The sequence below is a fragment of the Labrys sp. (in: a-proteobacteria) genome, from assembly GCF_047605565.1.
GTDB classification, from domain to species: domain Bacteria; phylum Pseudomonadota; class Alphaproteobacteria; order Rhizobiales; family Labraceae; genus Labrys; species Labrys neptuniae.
The window spans coordinates 96,433-107,812 of the sequence record NZ_JASGFM010000023.1 but is presented as its reverse complement, the minus strand read 5'-3'; the positions used below and the strand labels follow the sequence as shown (position 1 = coordinate 107,812).

The window sequence follows — 11,380 nt, the reverse complement described above, 5'->3', positions numbered from 1 at the left end:
AAGATCCTGCGCGTGCATGTGCGCAAGGTGCCGCTCGCTCCCGACGTCGACCTCAAGATCATCGCCCGCGGCACGCCCGGCTTCTCCGGCGCGGACCTGATGAACCTGGTCAACGAGGCGGCCCTGCTCGCCGCGCGCCGCAACAAGCGCATGGTCACCCATCTCGAGTTCGAGGACGCCAAGGACAAGATCCTGATGGGTGCCGAGCGCAAGACCATGGCGATGTCGGAAGAGGAAAAGCGCCTCACCGCCTATCATGAGGCGGGCCATGCCATCGTCGGCCTCAACGTGCCCAAGGGCATCCCGGTGCACAAGGCCACGATCATCCCGCGTGGCCGCGCGCTCGGCATGGTGAAGTTCCTGCCCGAGGGCGATCGCTACTCGATGAAATATATCGAGTTCACCTCCCAGCTCGCCGTCGCCATGGGTGGCCGCGTGGCCGAGGAGATGATCTTCGGCAAGGAGAACATCACCTCCGGCGCCGCGGGCGACATCGAGCAGGCCACCCGCATGGCAAAGGCCATGGTCACCCGCTACGGCTATTCGGACGAGCTCGGCACCGTGATGTATGGCGAGAACCAGGACGAGGTTTTCCTCGGCATGTCCATGGGCCGCACGCAGAGCGTGTCCGAAGCGACGTCCCAGAAGATCGACGCCGAAGTGCGCCGCCTGATCAACCAGGGCTGGGACGACGCCAAGCACATCCTCACCGAAAAGCGGGACGACCTCGAAGCCCTGGCCCAGGCGCTGCTCGAATATGAGACGCTGACCGGCGACGAGATCCGCGACCTGCTCGACGGCAAGCCGCCATCCCGCGATCCGCTGGAGGAGCCCCAGACGACGCGCGGCTCGGCCATCTCTGCCGGCAAGCCGCGCCGCCCGCCACCGCAGCCGGAAGGCGGCATGGAGCCTGCTCCTTCGGCCTGAGGGCCAAAGATATCCAATATTGATGGAGGCCGGTCGCGAGACCGGCCTTTTCATGTTGTGGGTGCCTCCAGCAGGGACCGGCCCGCAGCATCCTGATGGATGCCACGCTGGCGCAAATCGCAGAGGCAGCCGGCAAATCCTTTCCAATGGTGTCACCGGCGAAACAACGCCTCTCCTCGCCTCGAATTGCCACTGTTCAGCTTCAGGGCGGTGAACTATGCAGCAATGTCGCAGTGCCTCTGCAGGCCTAGCGGCGACCTCCTCCAGCCCAGCCGCCCAGGCGGCAGACAGAGACCGTCCCATGCTGAAATATCTCGCCGGCGCCGCCGCGCTTGCCCTCTTCGCCGCATCGCCCGCCGCGGCGCAGAGCTGCGCGCAGAACCTCAAGACTTCCGGCGTTCCCCTGCTCACCGGCCTGACCTACTCGACCTGGGCCGTCTTTCCCAAGGTCGCTCCCGCCAAGGCCCTCGACAATGTCGGCCGCGCCTTGTCCGCCGAAGGCATCGATGTCGTCAGTGTCGACAAGCGGGCCGGCGTACTGATCGCCGACCAGGACAGCGCCAACAACGGCCGTCTCCAGACCATCCGCGTCACCGCCCGCAAGGCCGGCGGCGGCACCCGCATCGATCTGCAATTCCATGTGCAGGCCGGCCAGATCGCCACCCAGGACGCCCTGCGCTCCCATATCTGCCGCGTCGTGAACGCTGCGGGCCGTTAGCATGCGTGGCACCGGGCCCGTTTGCCGGACCGCGAGGCTGGACACAGGGTTTTGATGATCCGCGCATGATTTCCGCCTCATTCGCCGGCCACTCTCCGTCAACCGAAGCCGGCACGAGGGGGCATCGATGACGATTGCGGTCGAACGGCGCGCTTTTCTCCGTCTCGTCGGAGCGGGAGCCGTCATCACCTTTGCGCCCAAGGCCTTTGCCCATCACGGCTGGTCATGGGCCGAAGGCGAACAGATGGAATTGAAGGGCACCATCAAGGCGGTTTCGATGGCTCCGCCCCATCCTTCGCTGGACGTCACCGCCGAGGACGGCGTGCTTTGGCGGGTCGACCTCGCCAATCCCGGCCAGACGCAACGCTCCGGCTTTAGCGGCGACACCGCCAGGCCGGGCGACACGGTCACTGTGCTGGGCAACCGCGCCAAGGATCGCAGCAAGGCCTGGATGAAGGCCGTGCGCGTTACCATCGCCGGCAAGAATTACGACATGTATCCCGATCGGATCCAGACACGCTGAACCCGGCGGCCCGCCATGCTGGAAGTTCTCGCTGCCTGGCCAGGCGCGGTGCTGCTGCGCCAGACACCCACGGCCTATATCTTCGTCAATGCCGGGCATATTCTCGGTATCGGCCTGCTGCTCGGCGCCATCCTGCCACTCGATCTGCGGCTTGCCGGATTATGGCCCGCGGTGCCGATCGCGTTCATCGGGCCGTTCCTGACACGCGTGGCCGCCATTGGCCTCGGGCTCACCCTTGCCTGCGGCCTGTGGCTGTTCAGCGTGCGCCCAGGGCATTATGCCGATAATGCCGCCTTTCAGGCCAAGCTCGTTCTGCTCATGCTGGCCCTGATCAATGTCGGCCTCCAGCACCGTCGCCCGGCCTTCCGCGCTGCGCTCGCCGGCGGGCCGTTGGCTGCAAGCGTGCGGGTATCGGCCTTAGTCTCAGCCTTGCTCTGGCTCTCGGTGCTGGTGGCCGGGCGCTGGATCGGTTTCCTGTAGCCGACCTCGCTCAGGCTGCATCCCTGAATTGCAGCTGCGCCAGCCGCGCATACAGGCCACCGCGCGCCACCAGGGCTTCGTGCGTGCCCTCTTCGACGATGCGACCGTCATCGAGCACGATGATGCGATCGGCGGCCTGCACCGTGGCCAGACGATGGGCGATCACCAGCGTGGTACGCTCGGTCATCAAGCCATCGAGGGCTGCCTGGACCGCCTTCTCGCTTTCGGAATCGAGTGCGGAGGTCGCCTCGTCGAGCAGCAGCACGGGGGCATCCTTGAGGATGGCGCGAGCGATGGCGATGCGTTGGCGCTGGCCGCCCGACAGCGTCACGCCGCGTTCGCCGATCGGGGTGTCATAGCCCTGCGGCATGGCGCGGATGAAGCCGTCGGCGGCGGCCAGGCGGGCCGCCTCCTCCACCTCGGCATCGCTGGCATCGGGGCGGCCGAAGCGGATATTGTCGCGGGCGGTCGCCGCGAAGACCACCGGGTCCTGCGCCACCACGGCTATGCGCTGGCGCACGCGCTTGGGATCGGCCTGCGGCAGCGCCACCCCGTCCAGCCTCACGCGCCCGAACTGGGGATCGTAGTAGCGCAGCAGGAGCTGGAACAGCGTGCTCTTGCCCGCACCGGACGGTCCGACGATGGCAACCGTCTCGCCCGCCTTCACGGCAAGATCGACATCGTGCAGCACCGGCTTGTCGGGCTGGGCGGGATAGGCGAAGGTCACGCCTTCGAAGGCGACGGCGCCGCGCGCCGGCTCGGGGAGGGCAAGCGGCCGGGCGGGCGCCGAGATCGCCGGCCTTTCGCCGAGAAGCTCGCCCAGGCGCTCTGCGGCGCCGGCTGCCTGTACGATCTCCGCCCAGACCTGGCCGAGCTCCGAAAGGGCGCCGGCGCCGAATACCGCATAAAGCACGAATTGCGACAAGGTGCCGGCTGTCATCGTGCCGGCGACCACGTCATGGGCGCCGAGCCAGAGCACGCCGACCACCGAGGCGAACACCAGGAACAGTGCGATCGCCGTCAGCATCGCGCGCGAGCGGGTCGAGGTCGCGGCAGCCTGGTAGGCATTTTCCACTTCACCCGAGAAACGCCCGATGGCCAGCCGTTCGGCCGTGAAGGCCTGCACCACGCGCATCGCGCCGATGATCTCGCTGGCATAGGCGGAGGCGTTGGCCAGCGTGTCCTGCGCCTTGCGCGAGCGCGTGCGCACGGACCGGCCGAAGGCGACCAGCGGCAGCACGATCAGCGGAATGGCGATCAGCACCAGCGCCGAAAGCTTGGGGCTGGTCCACACCATCATCACCACGGCGCCGGCAAACAGGAAGAGGTTACGCAGGGCAACGGAAGCGGAGGAGCCGAAAGCCGCCTTGATCTGCGTGGTGTCCGCCGTGAGGCGCGAGAGCACTTCGCCAGTCTTGACCGTGTCGAAGAACAGGGGCGAAAGCTGGGTGAGATGGGCAAAGACGGCGGTACGGACGTCTGCGACCACGCGCTCGCCGAGGGTCATCACCAGATAGTAACGGGCCGCGCTGGCCAAGGCGAGAATCAGCACCACGCCTGTCATGGCCAGGAAGTAGGAATCGATGGCGGCGGCATGTCCCACCGAGAAGCCGAAATCGATCATGCGGCGCATGGCGACCGGCACCACCAGCGTAGCCGCCGCCGCCACCGTCAAAGCCAGGAAAGCCAGCACGATGCGGCCGCGATAGGCCAGGGCATAGGGTGCCAACGCCATCAGCGGGCGCAAGGTCCGGCTATTCCTGGAGGATTCCGCGGTATTTTCTCGGGTTTTCGGGTCAGTTTCCGTGGCCACGTACTATTCTTCCTTTCGAGCGCGCGGGACAATGCCCCGCTGTGGGCGCGGCTGCAATCGCACCGGCCCAAACCGCTTCAGTTTGCCGCGCTCTCCATATTATCGCGCAGTGCAAAAAAGCGCTTGACTGCGACGGCTGAGAGGCGCAAGTCGCGATTGTTCCGGCCTTTGGATTTATTCCAAAGGAATCGTCCTGGCCGGGCCCCACGAGATCAACGAGATCATGCCAAGCGACAGTAGCAGTCGAATGTTCGCGCCGTTGACGGCCTGTAAGGACTGACCGCTCGCGGGCTCGTCCTTCCGGCCGGCAACGGCCGAGAGGAAGGAAGAGCCATGGAAGACCTGGCTGAAAAGACCGTTGACGTCGCCGACCGCGACATCCTCGAGGTGTGCCTTGGCCTCGAGCACGTAGCCGACATCGTCGAACTGCTCAATGAGCAGGAGATCGAGGAACAGGCTTATGTCCTCGTACACCTGCCCGACGAGCGGGCGATCGAAGTGCTCGACCAGCCGGGCCTGGACGATCCGGCGGCGTTGATCGAGGCCCTTCCTGCCGAACGGGCCCTCAAGCTGATGGCCGGCATGTCCTCGGACCGTGTGGCGGATGTCTTCCGCTACATGAACGATCCGCCGCGCACCGATCTGCTCAACCGGCTCGATCCCGAGACCCGCGCCTCGCTCGACAGGCTGCTGTCCTACCCCGAGGACACCGCCGGCGCACTGATGACCACCGAATTCGTGTCCGTGCCCTCGTCCTGGACGGTGGAGCAGACGCTGGATCACATCCGCCGGGTCGAGCGCACGCGCGAGACGATCTATTCGGTCTATGTCCTCGATCCCAAGACCCGCCAGCTCCTGAAGGCCGTGGCGCTGCGCCGGCTGATCACGGCCGATCCCAAATCCTCGGTGCTGACGGCCGCCCGTTTCGACAAGCCGATCACCGTCGCCCCCACGGCCGACCGCGAGGAAGTGGCAAGGCTGATCGCCAAATACGACCTCCTGGCCGTGCCGGTTGTCGACGACAGCATGCATGTCATCGGCATCTGCACCTTCGACGACATCATCGACGCCATCGTGGCCGAAGGCACCGAGGACGCCCAGAAGTTCGGCGGCATGGAGGCGCTTGACGACCCTTACGACCAGATCGGCTTCTGGTCGATGATCAAGAAGCGTGCCGGCTGGCTGTCCGTGCTGCTGCTCGGCGAGATGCTCACGGCGAGCGCCATGCAATTTTTCGAGGGCGAACTCGAGAAGGCGGTGGTGCTCACCCTGTTCATCCCGCTCATCATGTCTTCGGGCGGCAATTCCGGCTCGCAGGCAACCTCCCTGCTCATCCGCGCCCTGGCGCTGAGCGAGGTGAAGCTGAAGGACTGGTGGCGGGTGGCCCTGCGCGAGCTGCCCACCGGCGTCGTGCTCGGCGCCATCCTTGGCCTGATCGGCATCGTGCGCATCGTGGTCTGGCAGAAGGCCGGCTTCTACGATTACGGGCCGCATTGGGCCCTGCTGGCCCTGACCATCGGCTGCGCCCTCACCGCGATCGTCACCTTCGGCTCGCTGACCGGCTCCATGCTGCCCTTCATCCTCAAGAAGGTCGGCTTCGACCCCGCCAGCGCCTCCGCACCGCTGGTCGCGACCCTGGTCGACGTGACCGGGCTCGTCATCTACTTCACCGTTGCCCTGGTCATTCTGAGAGGAACGTTGCTGTAGACGGTGCAGAAAGGTGATTTCCGCATGTGAGAAATGCGGGGCCAGTGCTTGTATCCGGACCGAAATTGCGCTATCGAGCCGCCCACTCATTCGAATTTGACTTGTCCGACCGGGGTAGCGCTCCGGCACAGAGCAGGATTTGACCCCATGAAGGCCGACATTCATCCCGACTACCACAAGATCAAGGTTGTCTTCGTCGACGGCACCGAGTTCTACACCCATTCGACCTGGGGCAAGGAAGGCGACACCCTTCAGCTCGACATCGACCCCAAGACCCATCCGGCCTGGACCGGCGGTTCGCAGCAGCTTCTCGACCGCGCCGGCCGCGTGTCGAAGTTCAACCAGCGCTTCGCTGGCATCAGCTTCAAGCGCTGAGCACGAACATTCGGATATCGACGCAAGCGGGCCTTCGGGCCCGCTTTTGTTTTGGGCTGTCTTGGTTATGGAGGCGGGTTTTCAGACCCGCCCTGCTCTCTCATCGAGCCTCGTGTCTCCAGGCGGATCCGAAGATCCGCCCACACACACAAAAAGAAGCCGCGATAAGATATCGCGGCTTGTCCAAGTCGAAACAGGGAGGCGTCAAACAGAGTGAACAGGAGCCACTCGAACATCCAGCAAGCTGGAATGGCAGCGAGGCTATCGCAGAAGTCTTGATATTCGGTTAACGCCCGGTCCCGATCAGGCGGCGGCCGCGCAGAGCCTGTCCTCCTTCGATACCGGCGTCAGCCGGCACGAGCCCAGCAGCGCAGCCGTCAACGCAACGATGCCGGCCGCAAGCGAGATCCAGAAGCCGTCGGCGGCACCGAAGCGGTCGATGACCCAGCCCGAGGCGAAAGAGCCGACCGCCATGCCGATGCCGATGCCGGTCATCGCCCAGGTGATCCCTTCCGTCAGCCTGGCTGCCGGGACATGCCGCTCGATCAGGCCCATGGCGGTGATCAGCGTCGGTGAGATCGACACGCCGGACAAGAACAGCAACAGCGCCAGCATCGCGACATTCGAAACGAACAGCAGCGGCACGGTGGTGGCCGCGGCCACCGCGATGGCGATCACGAACTGACGCTCGAGCGGCATGCCGAGCTTCAGTGCCCCGAATACCAGCCCGACGATGAGCGAGCCTGCGGCATAGCCGGCGAGCACGAAGCTGGCCGCCGTCGCCTGCCCCAATTCCCTGGTAAAGGCGATCACCGTGACCTCGGCCGTTCCAAAGATGGTGCCGATGGCAATCAGGACGAAGGTCAGGATCTGCACCGACGGCAGGCGGATGGCCGAGGAGCCGCCGCTTTCGGAGAAGCGGACCGGCGGCTCGGTGGATTTCTGCACCACGAAAAGCGCCGTGCCGACGGCAAGAAACACGGTCGAGACCAAGGGACCGGCCTCAGGGAACCAGGCCACGCTCAGGCCGACCGAAAGGATCGATCCAGCCATGTAGACAACCTCGTCGGCCACCGATTCGAAGGCGAAGGCCGTGTGCAGTTGCGGCGTGTCGCGATAGAGCTCCGACCAGCGGGCCCTGACCATGGCCGGCATGCTGGGCATGGTGGTGGCGAACAGCGCCGCGACGAACAGGATCCAGGCCGGCCAGTGGAAATGGGCGGCCAGCAGCAGAACCGAAAAAGCGGCAACCGATAGGCTGGTGGCGGGAACGAGGACTCGGCTCTGGCCGTAGCGGTCCACCATGCGGGAGATCTGCGGGGACATGAAGGCATTGCCGAGGGCGAAGGTGGCCGATACGGCGCCGGCCAGCCAATATTCACCGTGTGTCTGAGAGATCATGGCGACGATACCCATGGTCACCATCGCGAGCGGCAGTCGCGCCAGGAATCCGGCAGCCGCGAAGGCCTTTGCCCCCCGCGCTCGAAAAATCTGGCTGTAAGGATTGGACATCGGTCACTCCAAAGCGGAAGAGGATGCATTGACATACGCAACGTATGTATTCGACATAGTTGCATACGCCTCGTATGTCAAATAATATACACAACGTATGTGAAGGAGATGATTGGCTGCGAAGGAGATGCCATGGCCCGTAGGCCGCGAACCCAGATGATCGCCGAGACGCGCGCCAAACTGGTCGCCGTAGCGCGCGCGGCCTTCGGCACTGTCGGTTATGCGCAAGCGTCGATGGACGATTTCACCGCGGCGGCCAGCCTGACGCGCGGCGCGCTCTATCATCATTTCGGCGACAAGAAGGGCCTGTTCGCAGCGGTTATCACGGAACTCGACGCCGAAATGTCCAAGCGCCTCTCCGCAATTTCAGCCCAGACCGAAGATCCCTGGCAGGGCTTCATCGCCGAATGCTCGGCCTATATCGAGATGGCTTTGGAGCCGGAGATCCAGCGCATCCTGTTTCGCGACGGTCCGGCCGTCCTCGGCGATCCCTCGCAATGGCCGAGCCAGGATGGCTGCATCGCCACGATGCGTGCGACATTGATCGCGCTGAAGCGGAACGGGGTTCTGGCCGATGTCGACCCGGAGGCTGCGGCCCGGCTGGTCAATGGCGCCACCTGGCATGCCTCGCAATGGATCGCCAATGCCGCCGATCCCAAGGCAGCGTCAAAGCAGGCGGTGAAGGCCTTTCATGCGTTACTGAACGGCCTACTGCGTCATCCCGCTGACCGGCGGAGCTCTCCTGCAAGGCTCAACTCTTGAAAAAGGCGCTCGCCGCCGAAAGCGAGGCTGCCTTGCTGGCCTTGGCTTCCTCCAGGCGCGCGATCTCCTGCTTCAGGGCCGCGATGCGTTCGTCGAGTTCATGCAGCGACAGGGTCGAGAGGTCCTGCCCGATCTGATGTCCCACCGTCACCTTTCGCGGCTCTTCATCGAAAATCGCCATCTCGTCTCCTCACCTCCCATCATATGCGGCGCTGCTCGACGAGCTCGGCCGCGGTGGCCACTCTAAACCCATTCGCCTCGATTACGAAAAGCTCATCGGTGAGCGGATGTGAGCGCGACTTGGAATCTTCGCTCACTTTTGCGGCAAAACCGGCCCGCGCTGAAAAATCGGGCGTCCAGGCCACCAGAAAGTCCCGATTGGGAATGCCGGCGATGGCCAGGTCACTGCCCAACGCCTGCAGCAGTCTCTGCCGGACCGAGGGCAACAGCAAGCGGGCGGCATCATAACCATCATTGGTCAGGATGGTGGCGTAGGCGCCCCGACCTTTCGCCGATCTCTCTGCCTCGATCGCCAGCTTGCCGGAGGCGGCCTCCAGCCCGGCCAGAGCTGCTTCATGGATCGCATCGGCAGCCACGCCCCATGTCTTCAGGTCATCCGTGGTGACGAGCGCATAGCGCCCACCCTGATCGAGCGCATAGGCGATCACCACCCTGGCCGCCAGGTCGCGTGAGACCAGTTCCTTGGTCTGCCGGCGATATTCGATCGGCACGACCTGCAGGCGCAGTTTGGTTCGCGCCTCCTGCCAGCGCGCGCGCTCTTCGTCATCGGCGGGCCTGACTGCCACGATACGGTCGAAAAAGTCGAGGATCTGCCCTTTCCGGTCCATCCCCCTCGCTTTGCCGAGCTGACGCTCCAGATTGCCGAGATAGACCTGGAGCGTATTCCCGCCGACCTTGACATGAATACCCTCGGGATCATCGCCGGGCAGCGTGAATGCCAAAGCAGGCCGCCGTCGGCGCAGCAGGGCGACCACCTCTTCGCGAAAGCTTTCGTCGGCGCGCGCCGCCACGGCTGTGACGCCGGCAGCGGCCAGCCCGAATATTGCTTGCAGCACCCGACGACGCCCGATTCCGCCCTGGCTCCGCCTCGTCATCACGCCCTCGCGCATTAGCCCCTCGAGGCGATCACCTTAGCCAGGACGGTTCCTTCTCGACAATCCTGGCGAGAAAGCGGCGTAACAGGCTTTCCTTTCGAGCCGACGACGACTATATGAAGTGTTGAATCCCGACAATCAGCTCGCGTCGGGCTTCGTTCCAGGAGGCTGGAGCGAGGCGGCAGCGAGCCCATGCTTTCCGAGGAGATGCAAATGTCGACCGCCCCGCTGATGCCGAAGGCCACTGCTGTCTGGCTGGTTGAGAACACCGCCCTCACCTTCGACCAGATCGCCGAGTTCTGCAAACTGCATCCGTTGGAGGTCAAGGGCATTGCCGACGGTGAAGTCGCGGCCGGCATCAAGGGCCAGGATCCCGTGATCTCCAACCAGCTCACCCGTGAGGAGATCGCCCGCGGCGAGCGCGATTCCCATCATCGCCTCCGACTGGCCGAACCGAAGGTCAAGATCGCCGTCGCCAAGGTCAAGAAGGGCCCGCGCTATACGCCGGTCTCGCGGCGCCAGGACCGTCCCAACGCCATTCTCTGGCTGGTCAAGAACCATCCCGAGCTCAAGGACGCCCAGATCATGCGTCTGGTCGGCACCACCAAGACGACGATCGCAGCCATCCGCGACCGCACCCATTGGAACACCGCGCAGTTGACCCCGGCCGATCCGGTCATGCTGGGCCTGTGCACCCAGATCGACCTCGACTTCGAAGTCGCCCGGGCCTCCAAGGACCGGCCGCCCGAGGCCGAGAGCGCCACGCTGCTGCCTGCCGAGATCACCACGGGGCCGGCAGCCGACCGGAGCCAGAGGCAGGACGACCCCTTCGCTTCACTCGGCAACAAGCCGCGCCAGACGGAAGACGAGGACGAACTCGACGTCGCCAACGTGTTCGCCAAGCTCAAGGGCATCAAGCAGAAGGAAGACTGACGCCCTCGCCGGCCAGTCCAACTCCGTCATCGAAAAGGGCTTTTCCGCCGGGGCGGAAAGGCCCTTTTGCTTGCGTAAGCCATCGACGGTGCCCACGATCCCCGGCGCAGCGCCTCTTCGCCGGCCCCTGCTGCGTCGAATCCCGGCAGTACCAGCAACAGGAAAAGGGCGCGATCGACGATCACGCCCTCATATCCCACCGAATTACCGGTCTCTACGCTTATGGAAGCGGACGCCCGAATTCGTCCCGCACGCCCTCGTAACGGACATAGCCGACAGGCGGTACGTCGTCGTCGCCATAGAGGTCGCGCTGGCGCCCCGCCTTCGCGGCTGCCTGATCCTGCCTCCTGAACTGCGCCAGGCCGGTGGAGGCCGCCTCGACGGCGGCGTTGGTGGCGCCCACCACAGCGGCGACGATCGAATAATGCAGGCGCACCTGCGTCCCGTGCAGGGCCGGGGCATAGCTCCAGTGCCGGCCCCATTCATCTTCGTGGAATTCGACGCTCGACATACTC

Annotated in this window: 12 protein-coding genes and 1 pseudogene; 8 read left to right on the top strand and 5 right to left on the bottom strand. The window is 64.8% G+C overall.

What is annotated here, in order from left to right; all coding sequences use genetic code 11:
• From QM672_RS20115 to QM672_RS20100, 4 genes and pseudogenes are all read left to right on the top strand, one after another.
• Positions 1–927, top strand: a pseudogene (locus QM672_RS20115) (cell division protein FtsH); the annotation flags it as partial.
• 301 nt (positions 928–1,228) lie between these two features.
• Positions 1,229–1,645, top strand: a complete 417-nt coding sequence (locus QM672_RS20110; protein ID WP_367625440.1) for a hypothetical protein — start codon at positions 1,229–1,231, stop codon at positions 1,643–1,645.
• Between the two features lie 127 nt (positions 1,646–1,772).
• On the top strand, positions 1,773–2,168 hold the full coding sequence (locus QM672_RS20105) for a DUF6152 family protein (RefSeq protein WP_311939997.1): 396 nt from the start codon (positions 1,773–1,775) through the stop codon (positions 2,166–2,168).
• Positions 2,169–2,183: 15 nt separating this feature from the next.
• Positions 2,184–2,648 (top strand): DUF6644 family protein, encoded by a 465-nt coding sequence (locus QM672_RS20100; protein ID WP_415084678.1) that lies wholly within the window; start codon positions 2,184–2,186, stop codon positions 2,646–2,648.
• Positions 2,649–2,658: 10 nt separating this feature from the next.
• Here the strand turns inward: QM672_RS20100 and QM672_RS20095 are convergent, their stop codons facing one another.
• Complete coding sequence (locus QM672_RS20095) at positions 2,659–4,461, bottom strand: ABC transporter transmembrane domain-containing protein (protein ID WP_311940000.1); 1,803 nt, start codon at positions 4,459–4,461, stop codon at positions 2,659–2,661.
• A gap of 333 nt (positions 4,462–4,794) precedes the next feature.
• On the opposite strand from QM672_RS20095, the gene mgtE reads away from it, so the two are divergent.
• Positions 4,795–6,168, top strand: coding sequence for a magnesium transporter (gene mgtE / locus QM672_RS20090; RefSeq protein WP_311940002.1), 1,374 nt, complete (start codon positions 4,795–4,797; stop codon positions 6,166–6,168).
• Positions 6,169–6,315: 147 nt separating this feature from the next.
• Entirely contained in the window at positions 6,316–6,543 is a 228-nt protein-coding gene (gene rpmE, locus QM672_RS20085) for a 50S ribosomal protein L31 (RefSeq protein WP_068285651.1), read from the top strand.
• A gap of 303 nt (positions 6,544–6,846) precedes the next feature.
• On the opposite strand, the gene QM672_RS20080 is transcribed toward rpmE, so the two are convergent.
• The gene (locus tag QM672_RS20080) at positions 6,847–8,055 is read right to left on the bottom strand and encodes an MFS transporter (RefSeq protein ID WP_415084675.1); all 1,209 of its coding nucleotides are present in this window, start codon (positions 8,053–8,055) and stop codon (positions 6,847–6,849) included.
• Between the two features lie 132 nt (positions 8,056–8,187).
• Here QM672_RS20080 and QM672_RS20075 point away from each other — a divergent pair, with 132 nt between their 5' ends.
• Positions 8,188–8,817, top strand: a complete 630-nt coding sequence (locus QM672_RS20075; protein WP_415084673.1) for a TetR/AcrR family transcriptional regulator — start codon at positions 8,188–8,190, stop codon at positions 8,815–8,817.
• On the opposite strand, the gene QM672_RS20070 is transcribed toward QM672_RS20075, so the two are convergent.
• Together QM672_RS20070 and QM672_RS20065 are read right to left on the bottom strand one after the other, a co-directional pair.
• The gene (locus tag QM672_RS20070) at positions 8,807–8,998 is read right to left on the bottom strand and encodes a DUF1192 domain-containing protein (RefSeq protein ID WP_394313013.1); all 192 of its coding nucleotides are present in this window, start codon (positions 8,996–8,998) and stop codon (positions 8,807–8,809) included. The genes QM672_RS20075 and QM672_RS20070 overlap by 11 nt on opposite strands.
• Before the next feature lie 19 nt (positions 8,999–9,017).
• Positions 9,018–9,947 (bottom strand): DUF1444 family protein, encoded by a 930-nt coding sequence (locus QM672_RS20065; RefSeq protein ID WP_415084671.1) that lies wholly within the window; start codon positions 9,945–9,947, stop codon positions 9,018–9,020.
• A 198-nt stretch (positions 9,948–10,145) separates the two neighbouring features.
• Between QM672_RS20065 and QM672_RS20060 the strand changes: the two genes are divergently transcribed.
• Complete coding sequence (locus tag QM672_RS20060) at positions 10,146–10,865, top strand: DUF1013 domain-containing protein (protein WP_322434799.1); 720 nt, start codon at positions 10,146–10,148, stop codon at positions 10,863–10,865.
• Positions 10,866–11,085: 220 nt separating this feature from the next.
• On the opposite strand, the gene QM672_RS20055 is transcribed toward QM672_RS20060, so the two are convergent.
• Positions 11,086–11,376 carry a hypothetical protein gene (locus QM672_RS20055; RefSeq protein ID WP_415084669.1) on the bottom strand — a complete coding sequence of 97 codons (291 nt, stop codon included), beginning with the start codon at positions 11,374–11,376 and terminating at the stop codon, positions 11,086–11,088.
• Positions 11,377–11,380 lie beyond the last annotated feature (4 nt).

Bases quoted from the DNA above. Each gene is read 5' to 3' on its own strand.
- QM672_RS20110 (WP_367625440.1), top strand. From the start codon at position 1,229: ATGCTGAAATATCTCGCCGGCGCCGCCGCGCTTGCCCTCTTCGCCGCA.
- QM672_RS20105 (WP_311939997.1), top strand. From the start codon at position 1,773: ATGACGATTGCGGTCGAACGGCGCGCTTTTCTCCGTCTCGTCGGAGCG.
- QM672_RS20100 (WP_415084678.1), top strand. From the start codon at position 2,184: ATGCTGGAAGTTCTCGCTGCCTGGCCAGGCGCGGTGCTGCTGCGCCAG.
- mgtE (WP_311940002.1), top strand. From the start codon at position 4,795: ATGGAAGACCTGGCTGAAAAGACCGTTGACGTCGCCGACCGCGACATC.
- rpmE (WP_068285651.1), top strand. From the start codon at position 6,316: ATGAAGGCCGACATTCATCCCGACTACCACAAGATCAAGGTTGTCTTC.
- QM672_RS20080 (WP_415084675.1), bottom strand. From the start codon at position 8,055: ATGTCCAATCCTTACAGCCAGATTTTTCGAGCGCGGGGGGCAAAGGCC.
- QM672_RS20075 (WP_415084673.1), top strand. From the start codon at position 8,188: ATGGCCCGTAGGCCGCGAACCCAGATGATCGCCGAGACGCGCGCCAAA.
- QM672_RS20070 (WP_394313013.1), bottom strand. From the start codon at position 8,998: ATGGCGATTTTCGATGAAGAGCCGCGAAAGGTGACGGTGGGACATCAG.
- QM672_RS20065 (WP_415084671.1), bottom strand. From the start codon at position 9,947: ATGCGCGAGGGCGTGATGACGAGGCGGAGCCAGGGCGGAATCGGGCGT.
- QM672_RS20060 (WP_322434799.1), top strand. From the start codon at position 10,146: ATGTCGACCGCCCCGCTGATGCCGAAGGCCACTGCTGTCTGGCTGGTT.
- QM672_RS20055 (WP_415084669.1), bottom strand. From the start codon at position 11,376: ATGTCGAGCGTCGAATTCCACGAAGATGAATGGGGCCGGCACTGGAGC.